Source organism: Nitratireductor sp. StC3 (assembly GCF_003015025.1).
Lineage (GTDB): Bacteria > Pseudomonadota > Alphaproteobacteria > Rhizobiales > Rhizobiaceae > Mangrovimarina > Mangrovimarina alexandrii.
The window spans coordinates 143,042-168,999 of sequence record NZ_PYBP01000004.1; the positions used below are offsets into that span (position 1 = coordinate 143,042).

The 25,958-nt window shown below is 61.8% G+C and carries 37 protein-coding genes; 1 reads left to right on the top strand and 36 read right to left on the bottom strand.

All coding sequences use genetic code 11. The features are described 5' to 3' along the window. Nucleotides 1–2 precede the first annotated feature (2 nt). The 36 genes from C7T96_RS10130 to C7T96_RS10295 all read right to left on the bottom strand — a co-directional run bounded on the left by C7T96_RS10130 (nt 3) and on the right by C7T96_RS10295 (nt 25,197). On the bottom strand, nt 3–755 hold the full coding sequence (locus tag C7T96_RS10130; protein ID WP_106571108.1) for a hypothetical protein: 753 nt from the start codon (nt 753–755) through the stop codon (nt 3–5). After that, nucleotides 755–2,722, bottom strand: coding sequence for a hypothetical protein (locus C7T96_RS10135; protein ID WP_146149163.1), 1,968 nt, complete (start codon nt 2,720–2,722; stop codon nt 755–757). Before C7T96_RS10135 ends, C7T96_RS10130 begins: the two co-directional genes overlap by 1 nt. Beyond that, nucleotides 2,722–2,874: a hypothetical protein gene (locus tag C7T96_RS10140; RefSeq protein ID WP_199190448.1), complete on the bottom strand. Its 153-nt coding sequence runs from the start codon at nt 2,872–2,874 to the stop codon at nt 2,722–2,724. The genes C7T96_RS10135 and C7T96_RS10140 overlap by 1 nt, the downstream gene beginning before the upstream one ends. Before the next feature lie 182 nt (nt 2,875–3,056). After that, nucleotides 3,057–3,470 (bottom strand): hypothetical protein, encoded by a 414-nt coding sequence (locus C7T96_RS10145; protein ID WP_106571111.1) that lies wholly within the window; start codon nt 3,468–3,470, stop codon nt 3,057–3,059. A 12-nt stretch (nt 3,471–3,482) separates the two neighbouring features. Next, a complete protein-coding gene (locus C7T96_RS10150) occupies nt 3,483–3,935 on the bottom strand; it encodes a hypothetical protein (protein WP_106571112.1) in 453 nt (150 codons plus the stop codon). Nucleotides 3,936–3,956: 21 nt separating this feature from the next. Beyond that, complete coding sequence (locus C7T96_RS10155) at nt 3,957–4,376, bottom strand: phage tail terminator-like protein (protein ID WP_106571113.1); 420 nt, start codon at nt 4,374–4,376, stop codon at nt 3,957–3,959. Between the two features lie 205 nt (nt 4,377–4,581). Beyond that, complete coding sequence (locus C7T96_RS10160; protein ID WP_245414115.1) at nt 4,582–5,031, bottom strand: HK97 gp10 family phage protein; 450 nt, start codon at nt 5,029–5,031, stop codon at nt 4,582–4,584. A 2-nt stretch (nt 5,032–5,033) separates the two neighbouring features. Continuing rightward, nucleotides 5,034–6,083 carry a head morphogenesis protein gene (locus tag C7T96_RS10165; RefSeq protein ID WP_106571115.1) on the bottom strand — a complete coding sequence of 350 codons (1,050 nt, stop codon included), beginning with the start codon at nt 6,081–6,083 and terminating at the stop codon, nt 5,034–5,036. Next, complete coding sequence (locus tag C7T96_RS10170; RefSeq protein WP_106571116.1) at nt 6,084–6,497, bottom strand: hypothetical protein; 414 nt, start codon at nt 6,495–6,497, stop codon at nt 6,084–6,086. A gap of 12 nt (nt 6,498–6,509) precedes the next feature. Then, a complete protein-coding gene (locus C7T96_RS10175; RefSeq protein WP_106571117.1) occupies nt 6,510–6,890 on the bottom strand; it encodes a hypothetical protein in 381 nt (126 codons plus the stop codon). Continuing rightward, nucleotides 6,890–7,369: a DnaT-like ssDNA-binding protein gene (locus C7T96_RS10180; RefSeq protein WP_106571118.1), complete on the bottom strand. Its 480-nt coding sequence runs from the start codon at nt 7,367–7,369 to the stop codon at nt 6,890–6,892. Before C7T96_RS10180 ends, C7T96_RS10175 begins: the two co-directional genes overlap by 1 nt. A gap of 3 nt (nt 7,370–7,372) precedes the next feature. Continuing rightward, nucleotides 7,373–7,687, bottom strand: a complete 315-nt coding sequence (locus C7T96_RS10185) for a hypothetical protein (protein WP_106571119.1) — start codon at nt 7,685–7,687, stop codon at nt 7,373–7,375. Between the two features lie 66 nt (nt 7,688–7,753). Further along, a complete protein-coding gene (locus tag C7T96_RS10190) occupies nt 7,754–8,725 on the bottom strand; it encodes a major capsid family protein (RefSeq protein WP_106571120.1) in 972 nt (323 codons plus the stop codon). A 26-nt stretch (nt 8,726–8,751) separates the two neighbouring features. Then, nucleotides 8,752–9,435 (bottom strand): DUF2190 family protein, encoded by a 684-nt coding sequence (locus C7T96_RS10195; protein ID WP_106571121.1) that lies wholly within the window; start codon nt 9,433–9,435, stop codon nt 8,752–8,754. A gap of 78 nt (nt 9,436–9,513) precedes the next feature. Next, nucleotides 9,514–10,659: a DUF2213 domain-containing protein gene (locus C7T96_RS10200; protein ID WP_106571122.1), complete on the bottom strand. Its 1,146-nt coding sequence runs from the start codon at nt 10,657–10,659 to the stop codon at nt 9,514–9,516. A gap of 4 nt (nt 10,660–10,663) precedes the next feature. Next, nucleotides 10,664–12,487, bottom strand: a complete 1,824-nt coding sequence (locus C7T96_RS10205) for a phage portal protein (RefSeq protein ID WP_106571123.1) — start codon at nt 12,485–12,487, stop codon at nt 10,664–10,666. A gap of 2 nt (nt 12,488–12,489) precedes the next feature. Next, the gene (locus C7T96_RS10210; protein WP_106571124.1) at nt 12,490–13,842 is read right to left on the bottom strand and encodes a terminase family protein; all 1,353 of its coding nucleotides are present in this window, start codon (nt 13,840–13,842) and stop codon (nt 12,490–12,492) included. Next, nucleotides 13,763–14,275: a DNA-packaging protein gene (locus C7T96_RS10215; RefSeq protein WP_245414116.1), complete on the bottom strand. Its 513-nt coding sequence runs from the start codon at nt 14,273–14,275 to the stop codon at nt 13,763–13,765. The genes C7T96_RS10210 and C7T96_RS10215 overlap by 80 nt, the downstream gene beginning before the upstream one ends. A 226-nt stretch (nt 14,276–14,501) precedes the next feature. Continuing rightward, entirely contained in the window at nt 14,502–15,047 is a 546-nt protein-coding gene (locus tag C7T96_RS10220) for a hypothetical protein (RefSeq protein WP_245414117.1), read from the bottom strand. After that, complete coding sequence (locus tag C7T96_RS10225; protein WP_106571126.1) at nt 15,044–15,448, bottom strand: helix-turn-helix domain-containing protein; 405 nt, start codon at nt 15,446–15,448, stop codon at nt 15,044–15,046. The genes C7T96_RS10220 and C7T96_RS10225 overlap by 4 nt, the downstream gene beginning before the upstream one ends. Then, on the bottom strand, nt 15,441–15,854 hold the full coding sequence (locus C7T96_RS10230; protein ID WP_146149164.1) for a hypothetical protein: 414 nt from the start codon (nt 15,852–15,854) through the stop codon (nt 15,441–15,443). The genes C7T96_RS10225 and C7T96_RS10230 overlap by 8 nt, the downstream gene beginning before the upstream one ends. Nucleotides 15,855–15,867: 13 nt before the next feature. Next, nucleotides 15,868–16,713 carry a hypothetical protein gene (locus tag C7T96_RS23850; RefSeq protein ID WP_146149165.1) on the bottom strand — a complete coding sequence of 282 codons (846 nt, stop codon included), beginning with the start codon at nt 16,711–16,713 and terminating at the stop codon, nt 15,868–15,870. Between the two features lie 26 nt (nt 16,714–16,739). Continuing rightward, nucleotides 16,740–16,916, bottom strand: a complete 177-nt coding sequence (locus C7T96_RS24005) for a hypothetical protein (RefSeq protein WP_158264335.1) — start codon at nt 16,914–16,916, stop codon at nt 16,740–16,742. Next, nucleotides 16,913–17,296, bottom strand: coding sequence for a helix-turn-helix domain-containing protein (locus C7T96_RS10240; protein WP_106571129.1), 384 nt, complete (start codon nt 17,294–17,296; stop codon nt 16,913–16,915). The genes C7T96_RS24005 and C7T96_RS10240 overlap by 4 nt, the downstream gene beginning before the upstream one ends. Beyond that, complete coding sequence (locus C7T96_RS10245; RefSeq protein WP_106571130.1) at nt 17,293–18,963, bottom strand: DUF6551 family protein; 1,671 nt, start codon at nt 18,961–18,963, stop codon at nt 17,293–17,295. Before C7T96_RS10245 ends, C7T96_RS10240 begins: the two co-directional genes overlap by 4 nt. Then, complete coding sequence (locus C7T96_RS10250; protein WP_106571131.1) at nt 18,960–19,535, bottom strand: GcrA family cell cycle regulator; 576 nt, start codon at nt 19,533–19,535, stop codon at nt 18,960–18,962. Before C7T96_RS10250 ends, C7T96_RS10245 begins: the two co-directional genes overlap by 4 nt. Beyond that, a complete protein-coding gene (locus C7T96_RS10255; protein WP_106571132.1) occupies nt 19,536–19,856 on the bottom strand; it encodes a hypothetical protein in 321 nt (106 codons plus the stop codon). A gap of 164 nt (nt 19,857–20,020) precedes the next feature. Continuing rightward, nucleotides 20,021–20,614 carry a hypothetical protein gene (locus C7T96_RS10260; protein ID WP_199190449.1) on the bottom strand — a complete coding sequence of 198 codons (594 nt, stop codon included), beginning with the start codon at nt 20,612–20,614 and terminating at the stop codon, nt 20,021–20,023. Continuing rightward, nucleotides 20,611–21,282 (bottom strand): sigma-70 family RNA polymerase sigma factor, encoded by a 672-nt coding sequence (locus C7T96_RS10265; RefSeq protein ID WP_106571133.1) that lies wholly within the window; start codon nt 21,280–21,282, stop codon nt 20,611–20,613. Before C7T96_RS10265 ends, C7T96_RS10260 begins: the two co-directional genes overlap by 4 nt. Continuing rightward, nucleotides 21,282–21,548 (bottom strand): hypothetical protein, encoded by a 267-nt coding sequence (locus C7T96_RS10270; RefSeq protein ID WP_106571419.1) that lies wholly within the window; start codon nt 21,546–21,548, stop codon nt 21,282–21,284. Before C7T96_RS10270 ends, C7T96_RS10265 begins: the two co-directional genes overlap by 1 nt. A 637-nt stretch (nt 21,549–22,185) precedes the next feature. Next, a complete protein-coding gene (locus C7T96_RS10275; RefSeq protein WP_106571134.1) occupies nt 22,186–22,476 on the bottom strand; it encodes a hypothetical protein in 291 nt (96 codons plus the stop codon). Nucleotides 22,477–22,513: 37 nt separating this feature from the next. Further along, entirely contained in the window at nt 22,514–23,605 is a 1,092-nt protein-coding gene (gene dnaN, locus C7T96_RS10280; RefSeq protein ID WP_106571135.1) for a DNA polymerase III subunit beta, read from the bottom strand. A gap of 21 nt (nt 23,606–23,626) precedes the next feature. Continuing rightward, on the bottom strand, nt 23,627–24,031 hold the full coding sequence (locus C7T96_RS10285; protein ID WP_106571136.1) for a helix-turn-helix transcriptional regulator: 405 nt from the start codon (nt 24,029–24,031) through the stop codon (nt 23,627–23,629). Between the two features lie 126 nt (nt 24,032–24,157). Next, entirely contained in the window at nt 24,158–24,847 is a 690-nt protein-coding gene (locus tag C7T96_RS10290) for a GapR family DNA-binding domain-containing protein (protein WP_106571137.1), read from the bottom strand. A 3-nt stretch (nt 24,848–24,850) separates the two neighbouring features. Further along, nucleotides 24,851–24,988, bottom strand: a complete 138-nt coding sequence (locus C7T96_RS24010) for a hypothetical protein (protein ID WP_158264336.1) — start codon at nt 24,986–24,988, stop codon at nt 24,851–24,853. Further along, nucleotides 24,985–25,197, bottom strand: coding sequence for a hypothetical protein (locus C7T96_RS10295; RefSeq protein ID WP_106571138.1), 213 nt, complete (start codon nt 25,195–25,197; stop codon nt 24,985–24,987). Before C7T96_RS10295 ends, C7T96_RS24010 begins: the two co-directional genes overlap by 4 nt. An 82-nt stretch (nt 25,198–25,279) precedes the next feature. Between C7T96_RS10295 and C7T96_RS10300 the strand changes: the two genes are divergently transcribed. Continuing rightward, on the top strand, nt 25,280–25,939 hold the full coding sequence (locus C7T96_RS10300) for a S24 family peptidase (RefSeq protein ID WP_106571139.1): 660 nt from the start codon (nt 25,280–25,282) through the stop codon (nt 25,937–25,939). The last annotated feature ends 19 nt before the right edge of the window (nt 25,940–25,958 follow it).

Here is a 25,958-nt window from a genome sequence, read left to right on the forward strand (position 1 = left end):
AGCTATCCAGCAAAGTCGCGACGCACGTAAGGGTCGATGACTTCGGAAAGGATCATCTCCGAGCCCTCGACGTGCGCCGGTCGCCTGGCGCCCGGCCGGGCCGCCCCAACCTTGATCGGGCGTAGCGCGAGCGTCGGAAACAGGGTCGCGTATGTTACTTCGGAGGGGTCGGCCGAATAGGTGATTGCCGCGCGAAGGCTCCATTTCACGCGATAGGTCCCCGGAACGATCACCTCCGTGACCTGGTACAGACCTAAATGGAACGGGAAGAAGCCGAACCTGTCGCCAAAGCCGAGACTGTGGCCCCAAAACTCATCCTGGAGGCTGACGATCGTCTCTCCGAAAGATGCTGACGCCGCCACCTTTACGACGGGATATCGAACCCGCCACGGCTGACCGTTGGACCAGTTCATTCCGTTCGACCACGGAACCGTAATCCGGTCCCTCCATGTCAAATTCGGCGACACGTCAAGCCCGGCCTCGGCGGGCGTCATCTGATCCGGATCGAAATACTGGAAGCGCATGGCGTTTGCGCCGTCCATCAACCCATCCTGAATGCCACGAACTCGCCGAGCCTTGAGGTTCTTCAATATCGGAACGCCGACGCGGAAAGCCCAAACCTGGCCGATCCCCGCAAACAGTCGTTCTGAACCGTCGCTTGCGGTATTGGAGCCCGAATTGCGGATGTTCGGATCGTCAACGACCTCCAGTAGATCGATGCCCACCCCATCAGGCCATGAAAGAAGGCGAGCCATCAGAACATTCCCGACGCGCGGATTCGACGGGTACGACCCTCGTCCACTCGGCCGTCGACGATTGACGGCACCGCCCTCGCCACACGGCCGGCCGCCTCGGAGCTTTCCTGGATCGCGATAGGTCGCGACGTCCTCTCAACGGCCTGTTCAAACCCACCATCGGCGTCGAACCTCGACACCAGCTCCAGGCGTAGCGGCTGGTCGTTTGCCGGAGCGTGCATTCGCGGCAGGTCAGGCGTGACATACCCGCCGCCGGCATAGCCATTCGCGGCACGGTGGACGGCGTCGAGGTTGCCCTTGCCGATCTTCGCCGTGGCGCGAGCATTGAAGACGTATTCCTGCCCATGGACGACACCCGCAGCCGCGCCGCGCGACCCGTTTCCGGTGTAGCCGCCCTTGGCGAAGCCGAGCAGGCCGCCAAGCAGCCCCTGGAGGAACCCGCCGCCGAAAATGCCCTGCCCGCCCTGCGCCAGGTTGACTTGGTTGAGGTATTTGAGAACGGACTGCGCCGCCGCAATCAGCGCCTCCTTCCACGTCATCGTTTTGTTTATGAGGCCGTCGAGCACGCCCGCGAACCCTCTCCCCAGAGCCTCCCGCGCCTCCGTGATCTTCCTGATCGTGTCGTCGGTCGACTTCCGGAGGCTCTTCCACGGATCCTCCGCCTTCTTTGCTGCGCTCTTGGCCGACTTTTCGACCTCTCCGAACCCTGATGCCAGCGAACGCAATTTCTCGGCAGTGGCAGAAGCTCCGCGCGAAATCAGCTCACCGAACTCACCAACAAAGTCGGTACCCATCGCCTCGGACATAGCGTCGCGGAATACTTGCGCTACCTTCTTGGCCTGATCGGCGTACGGGTTTGCCATCTCCCACGACCGGAACTCGCCAAGAGTCGCCTTGGTGTCTATCTGCGGCGCGTCGAAGGCGAACGGTGTTCCGGACAGTGCGCCGGATATGCTCGCCATGAACCGATTGATGCTCTGAAGCAGATTGCGCAGCATGATCTGGATGATGGTCAGGACGCGGTTCGCAGCGTTGATCGCGAAACCGGCCATGGCCTGCGGTAGCTGGCTCCAGGTGTCCCTGACGCCGTTGAACGCACCGACCATAACCCCGATGATCGTGTTGGCGGCGTTTTTCACATCAGCGACGATATCCCGGCCGAAGATGCGCGCCAGATCGTCACGGAAAATATTCATGGCCGCAACCGCTGCGGTCAGGCCAAGAACGAACGCGACAGCCGGGTTTGCCGCAGCGAACGTCGCAGCAAGCGAAAGCACCGACAGCGCCAAGCGGCTGATCAGCGCAATCAGTTGAACGATGCCGGCAATAATGGTTGGCGCGTAGAGCAACGCCAAAGCCGCCGCAGCAGCAGTAGCGTATGGCGCGATGACAACCAGCGCATCGGCCAGTGCATTCAAGGCCGCACTCGCCAGCCATGGCCAATCGACCATTTGAAGGCCGGCTGAAACCAGTCCCGTGAGAGCGATCACCACGAATGTCGTCGGGGTGAGCAAAGACCGGAACGATTGCGCCAGAACACTGGTTGCGGAAGCACCCGACTGCATCGACGCTTCCATCTGGCCGGCGATCTGAGTACCCTGCTGAAGTGCGATTATGGCCGGATTCATCCCCATCGCCGCAGTAACGCCGATATCCTGGAACTGCGCCGCGAGCCCCGAGAAGCTGCCGCCCATACGGCGCACATTGTCGTTGACGGCAACGGCGTGTTGGCGCATCGCAGCGGCGGCTTTGGTTGCGGCTGCGGCTTCGTTGGTGAGCGCAGAAGCGGCGGAGTTTGCCGAGCCCGCCACCGCCGACGCCGCGGCACTGGTCGCCCTGGATCGCCTGGATAGCTTGCCCGCCGCGGTTTCGGAGCGATTGGCAGCACCAGTCAGTTTATCCAGTGACCCAGTGGCTCTATCGACCTGATCGGATCGAACTTCGATGCCAAGCGATGCAACATCCATCAGGCCTGCTCCGTCTTCGCCCGTTCGGCCGCTTCGGCTTGCTCTACCGCCGTCGCCGCCATGAACGCCGCGTCCATGGCTCTGAGGATCACGACCTCATCCCGGTTCACGAGGTTGCCGCTCACGGCTGACCATGCAGCGATTTCAGTCATGGAAATTGGGTCTGGACCATTGAAGCCCTGCCCCCGCGACGCGCTCATATCCCAGAACCATTCCAGCAGGTGCTGGCAGTGATCGGGGACCTCGATTGTGGGGCTCTTCCCCTTGACCCCGAACCGCTTGTTGCGCTGGCGCCGGGTTTCTCCTGATTGATCAGGAGTGTCGTAACGAACGGTCAGCCGGACGGCTTTGACGCAGGCTTCCTGGGCTCGCAGGTAAAATTTGCGACTTTGTTCGCAGCCTCCATGACCTGCTCATAGACCCAGTCCTGCTCATCGAGGATTTCGACCGCCTTCCGGAACGAAAATTCCGGCTTCTCACCTTTGTAGGTGTGGTCACCCCAGTCCCAGGACGCGATGTAGGACGCCGCCTTTTCAAGTTCTTGCTGGAGGGCCATGTCGCCCTTGATCAGCTTGCCCCGCTGCCGGCGCTCCGTGACCTTGTCGAGGTGCTTGCGCACCACCTTCTTTGCCTCGCCACTCGACGCCGACCTGATCTGGAATACGATGCCGGATTTCTTTTCGCTGTCGGGGAAAACGAGTTCGAGAGGGAAGTGGCGTTCATAGTCGAACCGTGCCGCGATATCCATTTTCAGTCGTCCTTATACCGGGTTCACGACGATCTCGTCCTGAAGCAGGCCGATCGTGAAGACCTCGAGATCGAAGTCCTCGTTGCGACCTCCGGGCCTGACAGGGCCGGCGACGACGCCACGACGGTACACGACAGTACCGTCGCGCTTGATTTCCTTGAGGGCGCAGATATCGTCACTGCCGGGACCGCCGAACGTCCGAAGGATGATCTGTCCCGGATCGTCGTGGGCCCGCGCCACCTCCATCGGAGGATCGCCGGCATTGGTGATGCCCTTGTCCTTCAACGACACCACGGTTTCCAGCGTGTCGTAGCTGACGATGTTGGTATTTCGACCGGATTCGCCGAACGACCCAACCTGCTTGACCTGCACCCAGGCAAGCCCCTCGTACCCGCTCTGATCCAGATCGGAGGGCTGGGCGGTCGAGCAGACCCAATGCGTGGACCCTTTGTTGGTTTTTGCCATTTCTAATGTCCTTTCAGACGGTTAGGCGAAACATTCATAGCGGATGACGACCGGGACCATCCAATGCGTCTCGCCAGGCATTGCCTGCCTGACATCGGGCGCCTTCGCGACCTGGACCACGACGCCATCAGCGACCATCTCCAAATCGGTCGAGAAATGCTCCGCGATCTTGCCTGCGATTTCCGTTGCGGCGGCGGCACGCGGCGGGCTGCCCTTCTTTACGAAAACGTCGATCTCAAGCAGTCCCAGGCGCAGATGCGGCGCATCGCTGTCGATGAATGGTCGATCGTTGATGTTCGGAACGTGCGAGACCCTGAGATAGGTCGCCGGCTTGGTTTTCAATGTCTGGTTCGGCCAGGACACGGTAAGTTCGGGCGAAAGGCTTAGCGAGGCCACACGGGAAAACAGGGCTGTCTCAATCGAGCTTTCGATCGTCGGCATTTCGCGCTATTCCTTCACGGGATGAAGCCGCTCAGCGACAATCAGGCACACGATGCACTCGTAGAGGCGCGCCGCGCCCTCGGCGATGCCCCCGGGCAAACGGTACGCGCCAACACAGCACTGGAAGCGGCCCGCAAGACACTTGCCGGTCTGGCGCTGGCATTGCTCGTGGCGTCGGAGAGCGGAGCCGACGAAATTGCAGGCGTCAAAGACCCAGACGCTTCTTGAGTTCAGCCGTTTTGTCGTCGACGATTGATCGCCAGCGTTGCGCCACCAGGTCGACCCATGGTTTCGGCACCGTTCCGTTCGCGCCGTAGTGGACATAGCCCGAGTATTCGGCGGTCCAGCCGATATAGATCGTCTGCCCCAGATCGGAGCCGGCGATTACTATCTCAATCTCCGCCATGTAGCCGCCATCGGGAACGCCTTGCGGCCTGTTTGCCGGCGGCATCGAGGCATTCGAAGCCGTGACGGACGCACGAAGAAAGCCGGTGCGTCGATAGTTGGGGCTCGGCGGCGCTTCGTAAACCAGTTGCGTGAGCAGTTGATCGGCCTGCTCAACCAGTTCATGGACCGCCTCTTTGAATATTGCTTCTACAGCACCTTCGACCTTGCGTGCCCATTCCTCGATTTGAGCAGTAAACGACTTCGCCACGATTACCGTCCTGCCCTAAAGCGCCGCTCGACCGCCGCGAAGAAGTCGATCTTCATGGTGTGGTAGCACTTGCAAAACACCGTTTCGTCCGCGGGAGCGTCGTCCGAATGCGGATATGACATCCGCACCCCGTTCGGCAGTTCGAACTGATCATCGATACCGACGCTCTTGCCGTTCATGGCGCGGTGATGGTGTCTCGGGTGCTCTTGCGGTGTGTGTTTCCAGACCTTCGTCACCGCCGCGGCGTCGATCTTTCCGGCGGCAATCTGTTGGCGAATGGCGTCGTCACGAGACTTCGCCAACGCCGTCATGGTTTCGCTCAGGCCAATCGCCTCGCCGCGAAGCTGCAGGAGGCGGTCACTATACCGGCCAACGATCCGGTCAACGACATCGCCAGGCAACGGCTTGCCGTCTCGCAGCGCCTTCGCAACGGTGCGGTCAAAACGGCGATCTCGGCGCTGCCGGCGCAGATAGTCCGCCATCCGCGCCGGGTTGGATAGCTCTTCGCGCGCCCGAGCCACATAGCGCTGCTGCGCCGTGGTCAGCCCGATGATCCCGCCCTCGCGCCTGTTCGAAACTCGCGATACCCGCCCCACGACATCAAGGGCGGTTCGCTTCGGGTTCCGTCCGCGCGCGAGACCTTCGGAAAGGATGAAGCGGATACCGTCTCGCTGGTCCTCGACAATGCGAGTGATGAGGCGTGACGAATGCTCGCGCAACCATTGCTCGGCTACCGGATTGCGCAGCCCCCAGCGGAAAACGACCCTGGAACCATCGGGATCGATCACGCGCGGAAAATTGCCGACCGTCGCCTGCCCTCCGGAATTATACGCCTCGGCAAAGGCCGTCTCAAGCCGGGCAAAAGCGTCCGGGTCAAGGTGCATGGCCTCTATCGCGCCGTTTACATCCCCTTTTTCCAGCCGCTCCACCACGATGCGGAGTGTGATCGTGTCCCGGATGTCCGCAACGCAATCGAGGAACACGTCCCTCAATCGCGATTCGAACCGGGCCAGCAACTCCTCGAATATCTGGCGGTCCGATCTACGGGCCATTTACGCGCCGAGCGTCACGCCCGGTATCTGGATGCGCAGAGCAAGCACTGTCGCCGACCTCGCAAGGCCAAGAAGGATAACGTCCTCGGAGGCAAGATCGGCGGCGGGCTGGATGCCGCCCGGCGTTTCGCTGAGATAATACGCACCACCCGCGGTCAGGACCGATCCAAGAGTGACGTCGCCGGCCTTGACGATTGCGAGAGGCTGGCCGTCCCCGGCCCCGTTGAGCGCGATACCGGCCGCGACCTTCACCTCCGCCGTCCCGGAGTTGCTGTCGGCGAGCTTGAATTTGCCGGAAGCGGCCTCCTTGTAAACCACCTGGCCGGCCGCGATGGTGGCACCAGCCCGGCCATGCTCGATCACGGCGCCACTGCCCGCCACGACGTCGGCGGGGGTCAAGGAAAGGTCAACCATTTCTGAATCTCCTTATGGGGCGAGAATGCCCGCCACGAAAGCGACATAGGCGACCGGATCGCCGGCCGCGGGGATGGGGCGAAGGTCTTTGAGAACGCGAACCGTCCCGTCGACAGAAAACGTGTCATCCATGGTCGGGGCGACCGCGGGTACGGCGAAAGTGATCTGGTCGTCCGTGGCCACGATCAACGTGCCGTCGACGAACTTTTGAGCAACGCGCCGCACCGTTGCGTCGAGGGCGTAGACCTGTTCATCGATGATGCTCCCAAGCCACGGCTTGGCAGGATCGATCGGCGCCCCGCTATCGACCTGTTGCGTGAGCGTCACGACGCCCTGGGCGAACTCCCCCAGGAGGTCGTCGGCCGCCTCCCGCATTTCGTCATAGAACGCCATCACACGACCAGGACGTTGGGCGCGTTTCGGAAAATGAGCAGTGGTTGAAGAAGCCCCTCGATCGTCGTCACGACCGGCATGGCGTCAAGGACGTCACCGCTGCCTCCTGCTGCGAAGAACTCGCGCTCGATCCCCTCGACTTTCTGACGCCTGACGCGACGATCGGGCCGCACCGTGACCGACATCGATCCGGGTTTGCGCAGTTCGGCCAGCGTGGCATGGTAGGAGGCCGTGACAACCCTTGTCGGGATAGATGCTGAGCCGATCGCATTGCCGAACCGGTCCTCCGCCCCGATACGAGGCCAGGCGCGATCCTGCTCCACTCCAGATGCCGGCTCTCCGGTGAAGCGATCGCCGTAGGTCGCATCGATGTAGACCGAACCGCGCTCGCGCGCCGCCGCTACCGTTCCCGACGGAACGGTATAGCCGCTCGCCGCGGCCCAGTCCGCGAAGCCCTGATCGCTGCCGTAGCCCGCCACGACCTACTCCGAAAGGCTCGCGTCGATCAGCTCTTTGAGCTTTTCGGTCGGAATGTTCTTCGGGTACTCGATCCCCAATTCGTCAGCCTGAGCCTTGAGGTCGTCGCGGGAATCATCGTCTCGCAGGGCGGGCTCCTTAACGGGATTTGCCGCGGCCATGATGGCAGTGACCGGTCCGCCGGCGAGCGCTTCGATGTCGGCTTCGCGCATATCGATGTTTTCGCGGGTCTGACCGCGTTCGATAAGCACATTGCCGCCGCCGCTCACCGGGACGACCCGAGGGCCTTTGCCGTTATTGGTCAGGTTGACGATAGGCATGGAATTCTCTCCTGTGCGATCCGGATTGAGAAGGGGCCGGCGAACCGGCCCCTCTTGCAATCAGGATCAGGTCGGCGTTGCCGAGATCAGATCGAGATAGCGAACCGCCTTTGGGCGGCGGATTTCGACGCCGCCGGTGCGGAAGATGCCGGGGATGACGAAATTCATCGGACCGTTTTGCCAGATCGGGAGAAACCGGTGCGGCATGGGCAGATGAAGTTTCAGCACCTTTGGATCACGCTTGTAGGCGGCCATGCGCCCCTTGCTGCCCGCCGCCACGGTCGCAAGGCCGCGCTGGGCACGGATCGTCAACGGTTGCCCGGTGACCTGGGTATAGACATTGTTGGCCCTGATGAAGGTCAGCAGCGTCGTGTCGGAGGTGCTGTTGAGCGGCGTCGAGCCCAGATAGGTCATGACGCCGACCGGCAGAAGCACGGTATCCGCCATTTCGACCGTTTCGGTGCCCTCATAGACCGCCGACAGGACGCCGTTGAACTCGGCGATGATCTGCGCCGGGGTCTTGTGCGCCCAATAGGTCGAGCTCGACCCACCATTGCTGTTGCCATCGGCGGCCGCGTTGGTCGCGGTGACGCCGGAATAGTCCAGCACACCGTCCATGTTCTTCTCGGAGTTGCCCGTGAAGACGAGATTGTACATGAACTGCGCATAGGACATCCGGGCCGCGTCGGCTTTGTCCGAAGTCAGGCCCATCCCGGCGAGACGTGCCGTGTTGATCTCCTCCAGATTGTACTGGTAGCCGATGGCCGCCATGTGGATGGAGTGGTCAAACTTGGCGCGCTCGACGTCGGCAAACGGAATATCGAAAGCCGATCCCGACTGCCACTGCGCCGCCCCGACCATATCCATGGAGAAGAACGTGACCACCTTGGCCCATTCGTTCGCCGAGGAATCGACCGGAACGAGCGACGCGTAGTCGTAGTCCGGGTACTGGGTCTTGTAGACCTCCTGCTCGATATGGGCGGTCTGGGATACCAGGAACCCGAACGCCTGCTGAGCATCGTTGAGATTGATGTTCATCTGCTTGTCCTTTCGCCCGGCGGGCCTTAGCGGATCGCGATCTTCACCAGATCGCCGTCGGCGCCGCCGGTTTCGAACCGGGCGTGAGTGCCGTTGACGATGACCGGGAAATCCGTCGCGAGATCGGTGTAACGGCTGTCGGCGTCATCCCAATAGACGAGATCGCCGGCGACGACGGTGGCACCCGCCGTCACCCAGATCACGCCCATTGTCATGATCGGAACGCTGTCGTATTGCGCGAACGCATCGTTGTTCGAAACGTCGAGCGATGGATCACGCACGGAGATGCCGAGAACTTCGGAGCCCACGTCCGCCGACACGTCGACGTAAAGCTGTTCGCCCGCGACGAAATCCTGAGAGCCATCGGAGATGGTGAAGGTGAGGCCGCCGCCGGTGAACTCGACTGCGACCGTACCGAACCCGATAGAGACGCCGTCAGGGTCCTCGACCACGAACTGACCGGCATTAGTGGCCGGGTCCAGCATGGTAATCGTGTAGCGACCGGCCTTGACGCCGCCCGAGACGGTCGGCGCGTCGGTGATCGTGCCGGTATTGGCCGCATTGCCCGGGCTTTCGCTTCCCGCCGCGGTGTAGGCTTCATCCGCGATGGCGCAGGTGCGATCCCCGGTGCGGACGCAGGGCTGGCCGAAGGCAATTGCGCCGCCGGCGATCCGCGTGATGACATTGGCGGTTTCGGCGTTGGCGATCATACCCGCAAGGCCGGCACGCAGCCCCGCAGGATAGGTGGACTGTACAGTAGCCATGGTGTTTCTCCTGTCTGGCGGGGCTTAAGCCGCCTTGCCCTTCCAGGCGTTGCGGTCACGCTCCTCAGCCTCGCGCCGGGCGTCTTCGACCGTCTGATCGGTAGTCGCGGTCCGGGTCGCGTGCTGAGAGCCGAGCGGATCGGTCTTCTTGCCAGCCTTTGCCGCGTCCTCGACGAGAATGTCGAAGCGCGCGTCGATATAGGCCTCGCCCTTGTCCTTCACGGCGTCGTCGCCGAGCTTGGAGAGGACGGCCGCCCTACGGATTTCGGCGTCGGTCTTGCCATCCGTCTTTATGTCGGGCACGACCGAGCGGGCCCTGTCGACCAGATCGGCGCGGGCCGTGACGAGCTTGTCGATAGCAGCCTGATCGAGCACCTTGCCCTTCAGGCTCTCGATCTCGGCGTCCTTCTTGGCCAACTCGCCGTCCTTGGCGTCGACGGCAGCCTTGTGGGCCGCTTCGGCGTCATTGAGAGCGGACTTGGCATCGTCGCGGTCCTTGGTGAGTTTTTCGATCGCCTGGGCGCCCTGATCGGTGGTGCTCACCGACAGACCGTCCACGACCACAGTGCGCAGATTATCAGCCATGTTGGCTATCCTTTCGTCTGCTGTTGGGGTGGAGATCGGGGCAGCGCCCCAAGACGCCGCACCGTCTCCGATGCGGACTTCGGGTCCGGCCCTGCCACGACGCACGATGGCGACATGATTGAGCCTGATGTTTCTCTGAATCGCGTCGTAGGCCTCGCCGGTCGGGGTGACCCCCGCCGTCCAGTCCAGATCGCAGGTGTAGCCCGCCGAAAGATCGCGCTTGCCGGCTTCGATATCCTTGATGGCCGCTTCATCCGAGACCATCAGCGGAACACGAAGATAGATACCCTCCCCCGCCACTTCGTCGCCCGTCTGGCCAACCGCTACGTCGCGCCAAGTTTCGGACGTGACCAGATCGGCGGGGTGGTCGTTGGTGACGGGCCGATGGGCCGCGCTCGCCATCGTATCCTTGGCGAAGACCTCGGCCCCAGGGCGGTAAACCCGGGCCGTAGCCATCTCGGGCCTGCCGACTTCCTTCCCGCCATATGTCTGGACGCCAGTGCGGGCGATCCTGGCATCGGCGACAAGGTAGCCGTCATCGCGTCGCCGCGTTCCCGCGACAACGGCAAGATCGGTGAACTGCATGGGCCTATTCCTCGACTACGCCTGACTTCCAGTCGTCATTGACCTCGGCGAATATCTCCGGCCCAAGCCGAATTTCGCCGCGCCAAGGCTCGATGTCATCGACACTGACGCCAGGCGCCCACGTAATGGTGACGTGCGGCTGGTATTCGAAGTGGTCCCAGGACGCGCCGTTGCGCCGCATGTCCTCGTGCCGCCAGGCAAGCGTCGTGGATGCAAACAACAGCACCGTCGCATCTCCGAAGCGGTCCATCATGCGAGGCCCACCGGCCTGAATGGTCAGGTTCCCCTCACCGTCACCAGACCAGTTCTCACCCATCTGCATCCAGTCCACCGGCGCACGGCTGAATGTAATGGTGACGTGCAATTCATCGGCCGGGATCGCACTTTCCAGACCCTGCGCCTTGAAGTGATCAATGATTTCAGCGGCATTGAGCACGCGACGGGACACATACAGCGTACGCGGCGCAGCGTCGGAAGTTTCCTGCCGGCCGTTCGGCGCAGGTAGCGCAGCGCCTGAAAGATCGACTTCGTCTTCCTCCTGATCGGAGAGCCCGCCGTACGTCTCGATTGCAGCCTCGAGGCCGGACAGCGAACCATCTTCGATCAGCTCATTCACAAGCGCATCCGAAAGCGCCTCGATCGGCATCAGGATCGGCGACTGCCCGTTGCCCGCAATTGCTCTCGCAGCGTCCGCCTTCGTCTTGAAAACGTCGGCACGCTCCTTTTCGCTCTGCTGCCAAAGCGGAGCCCAGTTGTAATAGATTTCGCCCGGTCGCGCACCAAGAGCCGAGCGGATGAGTACCTCATCCAGCGTCGCAAGCGCCGGCCTGATCTCGATTTCCTGGCCCGCGCTTATCCGGTCGAGATAATTCTTGTAGTCGCCATCGCCGGTGGAACTCATACCCTGCGGGGCCTGGCCGAGAAGCCTCGTGGCGGGGATATCGGCAGCGCCGGCCGCGACCTGCAGGTACCTGTCGATCAATTCAGGGAAGTGCGCGAAGCTCGTCTGCTTACGCTCCCACTCCTCTTCCTTGTCGAGCAGCAGTGTATTGATCAGGCTTTTCAGCTTGTTGGCGTTGCTAAAGCGGTTCTGGATCAGCGTCGTCCCGGCCGCTGTATTCAAATGCTGCGAGAGGTTCGGCACCCTGACGATGTCAAGCTTGGCTTCCTGCACCATGGTCGCGGCGCCCTGCGTCACAATGCCGGCGTTGTGGATTGCGTCGTAGCACGACTGAATGACGCTATCGCCCCATCCCTGGGCCTGGGCATGGAGGTTCATGTCCGGAAGAGCTGCGCCGACAAACCGCACCACACGGCTGTGGTGGACCGTGACGGGGGCCTCCGCTATCGAGACCTGATACGTCTTCGGCAGGCCGAAATTCGGGCTATCGAACTGCCGGTCGATCTCGCCGGCCTGAAGCTCATGACAGGAAAACGCAAGCAGATACGCCAGGTCGCCCTTGCGGACAGCCTCGATATTGAGGGGCTGGTCGTGCTCGCCGTCCTTCATGCCAAGGACAAGAGCTCCGCCGCCATAGAGCCGGGCTAGACGACGAGCACGGGCGAGTTTGCCCCAGAAGCCGACCTCCTTCTCAAGCGCCTCGATAGACGCGATCTGCTCCGCCGTGGCTTGCCATTCCCGCCCGGCGCGGGTTTCGTCGTGCGGCGGGATATCGACGATCTTGCGTGCGATCCAGTCGGATCGATAGGCCGCCTCGATCTGCGCCTTGTCCATGGCCAGCAATACGAACTGATCGTAAGTGGCCTTGTCCTTTGCCCCGCCGAGTCCTGATACCAGGTTGGTGAGCGTATCCCATACCGTTGCCATGCTTACGCCATCGCCATCAGGTCGTAGGTGCTGTCGCCCAGCATCAGTTCAGTCAGGCCCCACACGAGCGCGTCGACGCGATCGGGACTGCCCTCGCCGACATATCCCTCAGGCGCCAGAAGGCACATCTGGTCCTCAAGTTCAGGCATCGGTCCGACATGGCTCACTCTTCCCTGCTCGTAGAGCGCCGCCACCGGCTCGGCGCGAGCGATCTTGCCCCTGCTGGCAGTGACCTCCTTGTAGGCCACCCTTGGGTCAATGGTCCTGATCACATGCTCAACCATAGCGCCGCCGAAATTCCGCTCCGCAACGATGCGGTCGGCATCAAATTCGCCATATGCAGATACGGCCCTGCGACCCCAGCCGTCCGGGGACAACTTGCATGTACGATCCGCCAGCACGTAACCGCGGCCATCGACGCCAAGGCCAGCAACGACAATGCCGATTTCGTCGCCGTCATCGCTTTCACCCTTGGTGCCGCTCGGGTCGATCGAAACGACGACGCGCCGCATTTCGGGGATCGTGGCCACCCTCGTCTTGTCGAGTAGATCGTGGGTCCAGAGTGCACCGGGTAGATCGTCGAGAATTTCGCCGTCGATCTCTTGACGGCCCTGCCGCGTCCCGACGCGCGGGGCGATGACCTCGCGGTAGTAGACCTCAGACAGGTTTTCCCGGTTATCCCATGTCGAACCGCGTGTAATGCGCGTCGATTCCCTCTTTACCAGCGACTTGAGTAACGGGATCGGGCGAGGTGTTGTCGTGACGATGCCTCTCGGGTTCCCCTCGCGAAGGCCGTACATCATGTTGTCCCAGCCGGCCTGCGCATAGCGCGACTTCGCCAATTCATCCCACCAGAAGAAGGAGCCGGATGCGCCGCGAAGTGTTTCCGGATCCTCGGCGGAGAATAGCAGCGCCTTGCAGCCGTTCGGCCAGGTCAACGTCTTCTTGGACGGCTCGTGATGTGGCCGGTAATCCATCGGCCCGACATTCAGAAACCCACTCGGCCCTTCGATGGTGTATTGCCGCATGTCGAACGGCGAATCCGCGATGATAGACATAACCGCCGGCGCGCCGACAGGAGCCGTCGATGGCGTTGGACCCCGCAACATGCTGGCGATGTTCTCGACGGCAGTTCTGGTCTTCCCCCACCCGCGCCCCGCCAGGATCAACCAGACGAACCAATCGCCTGTGGGGAATTGCTGGTCCGGCCGGCCCCAGAATGACCAATCGTGCTCCAGAAATGCGAGTTCGTCCGGGCTTAGGCTGGCGAGGAACCTATTCCTTGCCTTCTCCGGTCGTGAGGCCAGCAAGCTTGCCTGCGATCGCAGCGGCGATTTCGTCGGGTGCGCGTTCATCCTTCACCGTCAGTTCGCCGTCCTGCTTCCTGTGGTCGACGAGGCCAAGATCGCGGGCAATAATGTTGGCATTGAGTAGATCGGCAGCGGCTCCGGAAAACTTCTGATCGCGAATGATCGCCTCAACTCGTGCGATGACATCGGATAAATCGGAACGAGTTTTGCGCCACTCAACCCACGTGTCGAAGTTGATATCGAGGAAAATACACAGCCCCTGGATGGTCATGGCGCGCATCTTGGCGACAGGCTCGTGCGTGGCGGTGCCCTGGAAAATGACTAGCTTGTCCTCATAGAGCGGGTTTGCTTCCACCCACTCAAAATACTCCCGACACGCGGACCACAATTCACCAGCTTTGGCGAACTTTGGTTTAGCCCCGTGAGAAGACCTCGCCTCCCAAAAGCGGTTGCCCTTGATGAATTGCCCGGTATTCACGTCTCTCCCCTTAGTCATCAAACCTCACAAACCCTATCGATTGTCTACCCTCCGACAAGAGCACGCCGCACATCCTGCATGTGAACAGGTCGCGTAGCAGCACCTCGCGCCGGAGCGCTATCCAGCGTGCGGTCTTGTATTTGTGGGTGTGGGGATGGTTGGGGCGCTGCGTCATGGCGTGCAAATCGCCAACCTAGTGGAAATATAGAATTGAGCGCACACGCCGTCAACTGCGACCGCCGCGCAAGTTCCACAAATCACACAGATCATCCAGATAGGCCCTCAACGAATCCATGGCGCTGTCGTAGTCCCGCCGCTTGGACGCGACCCCCACGACTGCCTTGACCGAATACCCCTCGCCGCACACCTTGCAGATGAGGTCGTAGCCGCGCGCGCCAAGATGCTGCCGGCACCGGTTGAGCTCCTTTCCGGCATCAATTTGGCGCGGGTCGATCGGGTCCACGGCACGCCCGCCGTCGACAGGCTCTTGGGCGTAATTGATGGCCGATGCGCCTGCCCCGCCCATGGCCTCCCACAATCGCCGGAATCGGTCGCCGGCATGGGCTTGGGCGCCGCTGATGATGCCGCGAGCATGAAGCGTGGTGATTGAGCTTTCCCGGATATTCTGCACCGCCTCGACTGACCGCGCGTTGCCATAGCGACCCTCAGCGTGGTCCCGGGAAAAATCGGGGTTGTCCACCATCGTGGTCCGCAACTCGACATGCCGGCTCGCAAACGGCTTTGCCGGTTTGGTCTTGCGCTTTGCCTTCACGTCTGGCCTCCATGCCTCGCCAATGAATGCACGATGCAGGTGTGATCCCGCCCGCCCAAAAACCGGCCAATGGCGACCAGCGTGATATCCGGCCTCAGGTCGTGTATCCGCCTGATGATCTCGTGGTAGCAGGCCATGATTTCAGCCCGCTTGGACCGCCCCATGATCTCCGAGACGGGAATGTCGTGTTTGAAGCACACCGCCGCCGCGATCTCGTCCATCGTGGATTGCCCCGACAGTGACGCGATGCCGCGATGAACACGTGCCGCCCTGCGACACTCGGCAAAACGCATCGCCATGACGGCCTCACGCCGAATCCGCTTCTGGACGCAGCGGTAGAAATCGGGGTTGTAGCCGAGCTCTATCGCCCGGTCATCGATGGTCCGGGCCTCGTCAAGCATCGCCACCTCCCATGCGCCCAGTGCGCTTGTCGTCGCTCGCGTTCGGAATGCTCGCCAAGACCGCCGGCGTCATGCCGTACCGGGCTCGGATAGCGGCGCGCGCCACTTCCTGATCTTCGATGTTCGTTTGGTCGTATCGGGCGATGAAACGCTGGTATGCCGACCTGACCTTGGCGCGGGCATCGGATGTCTTGGCCTCATGAGAGGCGTCAAGATCGGCATTGAGACGCGACTGGTCCGATCTCCTTTGCGCCCGGCGTGCCTCCTGCCGGTGCCAATCCATGGCCTTGTCGCATTGACCGCGAAGCTCTGGCGGGCTGGGGAAAAACGGATGCCCAAGCGCGTTTTTCAGGATCGCCTCCACCGCCTTGACCAGCCCGTGCCGCGTCACGCCGTCCAACGCCATGTGATAGGCCGCCTTATCCAAGCTTCCCGAGGATGTCGCCCGAGACGGCAAAGACCCGAGCGCCGCCAGAGCCTGCGTCTTGTCGCCTTCCGTCGCCGGCTTCCAGATATCCTGTCGGTTTGTCGGTAGTGTCATCGGGGATCAGCCTTTGTCGCCTGGCGTCTTCGCGGAAAAATTCACCGAGGGATTGGCGAGGCGGGGAATGGCCGCGAGCGGGTGTTCGCCTGTCGTCGGCAGCTTTGCGGCACCAATTACGCCAAGTCGCCGGCCAATCGAGTTTCACGCCCTTCTGGCCAGGCACACCTCGCCAGTAGTCGCGAAACTTCGCCGCCTCGCGCTGAGCATTGGCGTCGGATAACCCCTCGGCCCTTGCGGCCTGCATGTCGGGCTGGAAATCGTCAGGAAGGCGTGAGCCGCGCTTTTTGGAAGAACCGTTAGGTTCTTCTTTTTCTATCTTCTCTGTCTCTGTATCTGGGGCCGTCACCTTGGCGTCACGTGACGTTACTGTGACGTCACCGTTATGGTCACAACGCGCCCCGGAAACGTCACCTTCAAGCTTTCGCTTGCGATAACGGCGCTGGCGCTCTGCTGCTCCGTCACTCGCAAACTGACGGTCGCCCCATTTTGCCACCATCCCACCAGCGATGCGGCCAGCACTTTCCAACTCATCTTGAATAGCAAGAATCCCAGCATCGTCGCATCGAAGAAAGTAAGCCGCCTCGGCGGCGTCGAGGTCGAATTTTCCACCATCATTAATCTCCGCTGCGCTTTCCAGAATGGCGCCCCAAACCCACACGACCCTCTCGACGGGTTGCTTGGATCGCACGGCCACGCCGACAAGTTTTTCGTCGCGCATCATTCCCGCGTAATGGCGAAACCACCGGCTCACTGCCGCCCCTCATAATCCCCGGCAATCGCCTTGATCACCGCCAGTTCCTGCTTCATGCGATCCACCTCGTGCTGGGGGCGCGAAATCTTCCGTCTCGACACCTTGTCGAGCCAGTCCACATGGCCGTAGGCAAGGCTGTGGAGGACGCGGAGCTTTTCGTCGGTGTCGATCATGCCGCCGCCCTTCCAACCGCAACATCCCATGCCTTTGCCGAGGTATCCGGCATCAGATAGCCGCGACCCCACACTGTCTCGATCTCGATCCCGAGTGGGGAGAGCTTGCGCCGGGCCTTGCAAATGTAGACGTCGACGATCTTGGATTCGGGCGTTTCATCGTCGTGCCGGAATGCGTACAGCAGGTCGAATATTGCCGATTTGTCGACGGCATTCGGCGACCTTTCCCGTAGCAGTTGGGCGATCTTCGCCTCATTCCCTGTTAGATTTGCGATGTAAGGGCTCGCATGCTTGGTGAGCGCCGATTGCAGGTTGTCGACCATGAATTCCAGATCATCGACCTGCTTCTGTAATTCTCGCGCCCGCGCTTCCCAGTTCATGCCGCACGGCTCCCCGCTGAAATCGAGGACGCAGCGCGATATAGGATCACCGCCGCTGCGCTATATCGACCTTTGTTCGTTTCGGCCCCGAAACGTACGGCAGCCTGTTCCAGGTCCGGGCGGGCCATCAACGCGGTGACGATGTCTCCTTCGGAGACGCCCTCGTATTGCGGCTCGACCAGCAGCATGCGAAGCGCTCTCAAAATGGTCTGGTTGATCGGCCGGCACCGCCCCTCCACGGCAATTCGAAGCACTCTCGACAGAAGGGCACCGCCGTCCATGGCGTGCAGCTTCTCGATCTCTCCGACCGCCACCACATCACCGATCTTGGCATCTCGTCGGTTCACCGGGTTTCGGGGTATGCGCGCGCCGGCCTGTTTAGCTATGCGGAGGATGTCCACGGCCTCCGGTTTTCCCGACGCCACGTCGCCGTGAAAAACCTGCAGGCGGGACATCGATACCCGGTCGCGATTGTGCGCCACGAACGCCGAAGCCCGCGCCTCAACGCTGTCTGCATCCACGACCATTACCGGAATGGTTTCCAGATCGGGATGCGACGCCGCCCCGATGGCTGTATGTTGGCCGTCGATGCAGAAATATTCCCCGTCCTGCTCAACACAGATCGGAGGCTTGAATTTCGTCCAGTCGAAGTGCTCGACGATCCGCTTGATGAGGGTGAGTGATTTCGTCGACAGGTCGCGCTGATACTTGGTCTCCACTTTCAAGGTGGAGGGATCGATGTCGACGAAACGAGGCTTTGCAGACCGGATAGCGCTGGGCGAAAGGCCCGCTGTCGGCATTGGCACAATAGGCCTCAAGCTGCCGGGGAGCTCCGCCCCCTTTTCGTTTGCGGCCTTGGCGATTGCCTTCAATTCACCGCCGGCCGTAGCGCGTCCATGCCTGATGAAGCCGATGCACTCGCGCTTTGCCGCGGCCTCCCAGCACAAGGCGCACGTCGCGCAACAGGCCGTAGCATCGGTCTGCGCAGGACAGACAAGCGATCGGTCGTCAGCGCGCGGCCCGGCCGGTACATGGTCAAGCACGACCGCGCCATCAGCGCGAGCGACAGGCGACGACCAGCGGATGCGAAAGCGATCCGGGTGAACATCCTTGACGGCATCGATGGCATCACCGATCTCGCACCCGCCCCGACTGGCCGGAGCGCGATGGGTGTAGCCGTAGCAGGCGACGTTGGGATATTCGTCAAGAACCTCCTTCCAGAACGACACGTATTCGACGTCCGGAAAGTCCCCAAGCACATGCAGACGGATCAGAAGGCCGTCGTGCCTGTCCAGAAGTTCGGCAATCTCCAAGCCGAGCCGGTCGTAGAACGTATCAGTGTCCCCGATGCGATGGCGCCGGGCCAACTGCATGCCGTTGCCGTAACACGCACCGCGCATTTCGCACGATACGGGACAGGTCGCGCGCTCCTGGAGTGTGAGCATGTAGATGCCGTACCCGCTGAAACGCCCCTTCCCTACAACCTTTCCGATTTTCCGGTTGTTATCGCCCGACACCAGAATGCGGTCGGGCTGCTCTCCTGTGACCTCGACGACCGTCGAGGGAAACAGCGTTCGGTTTCCGGTCATAGCGGGGTGGTCGTCGTCAAGGCCCGCAACCGCACTCGGATGAAGGGCCGGCTTGTCCGTGAAACGTCGCTTGCTCATGCAGCCGCCCTCCTGTCCTGCGACCTGTCAACCAGACGGGCCGAACAGTGCTCGCATGTGGATTTTCCGGGCTCGGTCAGAATCCCGCAGCACACCATGTCCAGCCCGCCCTTCTGACCATCTGGCGACAGATCGACGGGCATCCGACACCGTGGCGGCGTGAAGCGGTCGGGAAGGCAATCGATGAAGCGCATACCGACCCGATGGGGTTCGCCATCGATGATCTTTCGCTTAGGCGCCGGCACCTTGAACGAAAACCGGTCGCTGCCCTCGAAGGTGGTCAATGCCTTCCTTGCGAGACTGCCGGGAAGCTCGTAGGGCGCGGCGGGTTTCTTGACGCGCGGTGCATTGCTCTTGCGCGACCACGCCCCACCAGAGGGGTTTGCCGAGAGGTAGAGCCCCATGCGGCGAACCTTGCCGATCACCGCGTTGCGCGTGAGTTTGCGGTCGTCGTCGCGACCCCGGTTGACCTGATGGGCGATCTGCGAGGCCGAAAGCTTCCGCTCCGCCACGAGACGGCGGATGAGGGTTTCTTCTTCGGGTGAGTATCGGGAAAGGGGGTGACTGGTCATTCAGCGGCCCGATTCCAGAAACGCAGCCGCAGCCTGCCGGCCTTCTTTTGTCAGGCGGTAGGTTTGCGATCCGGTGCCGAAAAGGTCGTCGCCCATAGGCTCGACCAAGCCATTGCCGATGCAAAAAAGACCTGACGCCGTTCCGAACGCCTTGCCGTCCGGGTGCGTGAAGAACAGATGGCCATCGCCCTTGGCGATAGCCTCTTCCGAAGAGCTCACCTGCCGGATCAGGTCACGGTCGCGGAGCCGTACCAGTGCCCGCTTGACGAAATGAGGAAGTTTCGTCGCATCGTCGTGTGCCTTCTCAAGAAATTCGCCCATTGCGTCCTTCTCCACGAATGGCGACGAACACGCCGAGCTCCGTGCAAAGCCTGCGAAATTCGTCGGCTCGCCTCAGCCAGTCGGCCTTCTGTTCGTCGGTGAATTGGCTCCAATGCGGACCAGCGTTCCCAAGACGCTCGCGCCGCATGGCTTCCGCGATCCGATCATTGAGAGGCCGCATGTGGTGCCCTCCCCTCGTAGCGAGTCACGGATTGCCCTGGGTCACCGCCCGGAGACGGGCCCCACACATACCAGGCGTGGTCTTCCGTTCCGGACGTGTCGCCGGGGAACCATTGAATCCGATCCAGTAGGCATATCTTGGCCGCGAACCGCGGATTGTCCGCGAATAGGTGACGGCGCGTCTTGCCGAAATCGAACTTGGCCGTCAGCAAAAGGGCGACGAGGCCCGGGCAACGTTGGAGCGCCAGTTCTGCGAACTTCACCGCGACGCGATTGCCCTTGCCGTAAGGCGGATTCGTGATGATCGCGTCGTGCTTTGGGTTCCTGTAAGCAAAGCGCTTTTCAAGGAAGTCAACGGTCGCGTCGTGACGGCGGTCATAGGTGGCGATGTCGCTTGTGATGACGTTCGCGCCATACTGGCGGAGAACGTCGGCCATTCGGTGGTTGCCGGCAGCGGGTTCCCACACGGCGAGGCCGCGCACCGGAAAATGCCGCAAGAGCGCCTCGGTGGCCCACGCTTCCGTCTGGTACAGCTCATTGGCCTTTCTGGCGTAGTTTGACGAGACGACCGTCATCATGCAGCCCCCATCGCCTTCGACACCTTCGCCAGCGCCTTGACCTCGATCTGCCGGATGCGCTCACGGGAAACCCCGATCACCGGGCTCAGATCGGCCAACGTGATTTTCTCATCCGAGAGATACCGGGCTTCGATGATGGCGCGCTCGCGCTTCTGGAGCCGGCCAAGCGCCCGGTCCAAAGCAGCGCTCCGCCGCTCCCCGTCGATCACGGTTTCTGCCAGTTCGTCTGGTTTGGGGTCGGCGCACACCAGCGTGTCGGCCACGGTCAAGTCACCACCGACGCGGGCCTCCATCGACACGGACATGACGGACCGCTCGCCCCGGAAAAACCGCATCTTGGCGTCGGCGGAACTCGAACCACGAACGACGCCGACCTGCCGGAAGACGCAATCGAGGATTTGCGCGCGGACCCACCATTGCGCATAGGTGTAGAACCGGTTTCCCCGGTCTGGATCGAACTTGTCCAGCGCTGTCAGAAGACCGATAATGCCCTCCGACACCAGATCCTCGACCGGCACGCCGAAGGTGCGGTATTTCCTCGCGACGGAGACGGCCAGGCGCGAGAACGCCAGCACGATACGGTCGCGGGCATGATCGTCGCCGGCCTTCGCCTGGCGGATCAGCGCGACTTCCTCGACGGGGGAGAGGTAGGTTTGCGAGACGCGCATCAGAACGCCCTCGGCGGCACGAACAAGCAGATCGTCTTGCCGTCGTCCTTGCCGGCGACGGTGCACCAGTGGAACAGCCCATCTGGAGAATGACGAACCCGCTTGTCCGTCATCGGCACGACTTCGCCCGACGGCACGACGTACCCTTCGGGCCGCTCCTTGACGGCGCCGACGGCTCTACAGTCAAAATTTGAGCAGCAGGCGAATGGATACCAATCGTGCGCAACGGCGATGTCTGGCGTGAACACCGACGTGGCGACGACCATAGCTCCAGCCCTCAAGAGCAGGCGCGCCGCTGAGCCGACTGTCATCCCCTTACGAACGCGGGAGCGCAGTTTTTCATACCTGATCCCGGTTCGCTTGGCGTACTTGATCAGGGGGACTCGAACTCCGCCAACGTATGCGTGAATACTCCGACGTGTGTTCACCCGCTGTTCTTCGGGCGTGGCCCACCGGCAGTTTTCAGGCTCGTAGTTACCGTTCGGGTCGTTACGTTCTATCGTAAGACCCTTCGGTCGCCTGCCCATGTCAGCAATGAAACATTCGAAGCCGCTGAGCCTTCCGTCCCCATGGCGCCACTTTCTGCAAACCTTGATGCCCCGGCCGCCGTAGTGCTTGTATCCGCGTACGTTCTTGTTCTCGCACCGATTGATCATCGCGCGGTAGACCAGATACTCAGGCCACTCCTTGCGCGATCCACCCTCCTTTTTTGCCCAATCATGGGATGCGCAGCCGCAGGACCGCGTTTTCCCGCCGCGCAAATGGTGCCCCTGGACAATCTTCTTGTTCCCGCAGTCGCAGATGCACAGCCATGCGGCCATTTGCCTGCCGCTGCTCAGCTCCACGTGAGCGAATGAGTAGGCCGTTAGTTTCCCGAACTTGCGTCCAGTGAGGTCTATCACCTTAGCCATTTCCACCCTCCCGGCCTTTCTGGATGATGGTCTGCGCAGCCTCGTAGGCCGCGATGGCGATTTCCGTCTGCCGCAGCTCTTCCGTGCGGCTGGCGATATCGGCCTCAAGCCGCAGCTTCGCCCCGTTCAGCCCGTCCAGAAACCGCGCCACGGCATCGGTGTTGCGGGACAGAAGATCGGGCAGCGGGATCGGATCGGCCGAAAGCTCAACGTCCAGCCCGCTTGCCAAATCTCTCGAAATTGCCGCCTCGGCGGAGCGGATCAACTGCATGATTTTTGCCATGACGGTCCTCTCGAATTCGGGTTTAGAGGCGCGGCGACTAGATGCGCATCGGCATCAGCACGGTGTGCAGCGGGTCGTCGTCGGACGCGAATATGCTGGGAGACAATCCGCTCCCGCCCGCTTCCGAAGACAGCGTGACGGCATCACCGCTGAGAGCCGAAAGTACGTCGAGCAGATATCGGCCATTGAAGCCGACCTTGAATCCGCCTGTATCGAAGGTTTTGCAGGACAGGGTTTCGCGACCGGAATACGCGCCGCCGTCCCGCGTGATGGAAACGCGGCCATCGGCCCCGGTCAGGATGACTGCGCAGTCATTCCCGAGAGCATCAAGAGACGAAAGCCTTAGCAGCGCCGCAACAGCCTCGCGTCGGTCGAGACGGGCATAGGGCGCCGGTGGTTCCGGCAGGGCGCGCGCGATATCGGGATACGTCCCATCGATGCATTTCGTCGAGAACACCAGCCCGTCATACTCGAACCGCGCCGACAGGCTGTCGGTGGAGAATACCGCTGCTTTCGGCTCAAGCCTTCGTTTCACCAGGAAAGCCACGGCTTCGCTTGGGAGGATCGCGCCCTCTGCGCCATCCGGTATGAACGGGATGGGCATCCACGCCAGGCGGCGGCCGTCGGTCGCCACGACAGCGGGCTCTCCGTTGAGATAAACGGTTGCTACGCCGTTGAGGTAATAGCGGAATTCATCGGTTGAGGCAGCGAACATCACCCGCTTGATCGCGGCGATAAATCCGACATTGTCCAATGCGGTGCGATGCCCATCGATTTTCTCCAACATGGTCGGAAAGTCGGATGCGGCATAGGACGGAAGCTGGTACTCGCTGCCGTTGAATTTGATCGCAGCCAACGAGTGGCCATCGGTGATTTCGATTGCCTCGTCGCCTGGAATATGCGCGAGCAGACCCGCCAATGAGTGGCAGTCGATAGCGGTCGCGCCCCGCGATTTTCCGACGGTCGGCAGCGCAACTTCAACACGCATGTCCACGCCGCCCATCGCCGAAAGCCTGCCATCCGACAGTTTCACCGCCGACAGGACGGGGATGGAGTTCCGGCGACGAACGACGCCTTTGGCGATATGGAGCGCCGACGCGAGGCTCCGGGCAGTGGTTTCCATTTTCATGACGGTCCTCGGGTTTGAGAACTATTCAGCGGCCTCGGCGAGCGCCGAAAGCTCGCGTGCGATTTCAGCCAGACGCGACCGCGCGATAAGCGGCGCGGTCCACTGGCGGGTTGAAGGAAATGCGGCCGAAACGAACGCCGGCCCGAACGCGTCCACCATTGCACCAAGATGATCGCCGGACGGCTTCGCCCGGCCGCGCAACCAGTTCTCCACCGTGCCGCTCGAAACGCCCGTCACGGCCTCGGTGTGCTGCGCCGTGGCGCGCGGAAAGGCTGCGAACAGAAAGCGGACGACGCCCTCCATATCGAGATTTGCAACTTTGCAAGATTTGCTGGCGGACATGCTGGAAGCTCCCATGCTGATCTGTTGACCGGCATGGGGGAGCGACGCATGGCGCGTCCGGATCCAGGAAGGATCGAAAAGCATGGGAGACGCCTCCACAGACGAGATACAAGACATTGGATGGCAGTCGGCAGGTGACGCCGCGCGCAGGCTCTTGGCGGAACTGGACGCGCGGAAGAAATCTCGGGAATGGGTGCTGGCGAACGACAATCATGCCGGCTCCCCCAATTCCCCAAGGGCCTTGGTGCATGAGTGACAGTGCTTCGAGCCCGTGCCGGCGCACAGGCCGGGATTGAGGCAATGAGGCCGCAACGGACGCGCCGGCCTTGCGAACGGCTTCTTCACGAAATCGGGGATTTCATCGTCGGAAATCGTGGCCGATGCGCCCGGAGCCGGACAAGGCGCATCGGCCTCCGCGCTGGCCGTCGAGGATTGCGGCACTTGCGCGGAATTGGTTTCAGCCGGGGAGACAGGGGAAAGGCTTACCGCCTCCCCGGCCTTTTCCTCGTCCTCGGTGGGGACGGGACGGGGAATTTCGGATTCGGTGATCTCGCCAGTGGCGGGATCGTGATCGACGGCGCTCTGGTCTTGCGTGGCCGTCGAGCCGTTCCCCGCACGCGCATACGCGTGCGACCCCTCTCCCATGCCGGACGCCCGCTCATAGGCGTCGCGGTACAGGTCGAGCATCGCGTTGCGGTCGCGGAATTTCTCGGGGTTCTTGTCGGCGTCGCGAATTTCGCGCACCAGCGCGCCGGCAGCGGCCTTGTCATAACCCGCCGCTTTCATTTCGGCGTAGACGGCCTTGGTGTCTTCCTTCGCCGCGTCTTCGGCCTCACGGCAGCGAAGCACGCGGTCGATAAAGGCCTTGAACTGCCGTTGAGCGAATTGGTCAGCTTTCATGCCCTACCCCCAATCGCCCATGCGGGCCTTGCCCGGATCGCGGGGAGCGCGGCGGAAGGCATGCAGCGCCAGAAGAAGCGCACCACCCACAGCGGCTACCGGGGCGATCATGATGGCGAGGTTGACGAGAGCGTCGGTCATGCGGCGCTCTCCTTGTTGGGGGCGCTGAGGGCGGAGTTGGACATGCCAGCCAAAACCCGCTCGCGCGTCGCCTCGCGCGGCTCCCGACCGTCCCGAAGCTGAAACACAAATAGGGGGTCGCCGGCGAAACGCTTACCGAATGCAGTAGGCGCGATCTCGTTTTCCGAGATGAAGGTTTCGACCCGCGACTTGAATTCGTCCAGCGTCATCGTTCCTACCTATAGGACTATTCCTTTCTCAATAGGTACTTTCCTATTGGACCGGTGTCAAGCGAGGTGACAAACATTCCGCATGGACGCTGTGAGAAAACGAATTGCCGGGGCGATTGCCGACCGCGGACTGACCTACAAACAGGTCTCAATCGAGCTCGGGAAAAACCACGCTTACATGCAGCAATACCTTGACCGGGGAATCCCCGCGAAACTCAGCGAAGACGTGCGCGGCCGGCTTTCCGAAATCCTGGATATCCCTGAAAGCGAACTGGGCGCGAAAGCCGGTCGATCCTCGCGCCCTCCCGCCGGCGATGTAGCAAGCCTTGCGATTCGCGGCGGGGCGGGGATCGGCAGCCCGGAGGGCGTCTTGTCTCATGACAATGGCGAGATTTATGCGGACCACATCAACGGCTTCTGGAGCTTTCCCGAGCCGGTAAAGGCGGGCTGGCGGAATATGCCACAGGTCTATTCGCTGCCAGTCACGGGCGATAGCATGGAGCCTACCCTGGCATCCGGCAGCTACGTGTTCGTCGACATGACGCACACCGTGCCGCAGCCGGAAGATATCTACGCCTGCGACTTCGGAGATGGCCTATCCATCAAGCGCCTTCAACTCGTTCCGCGAACGGACAAGATCAAGGTGATGTCCGACAACGAACGCTACGACGACCACGAGCTAAGGCGCGACGAGGTTCGGGTTTACGGTCGAGTGGTCGCGTGGTTCCAGTGGCGCGGATAGCACCACCAAACAGCGCGCA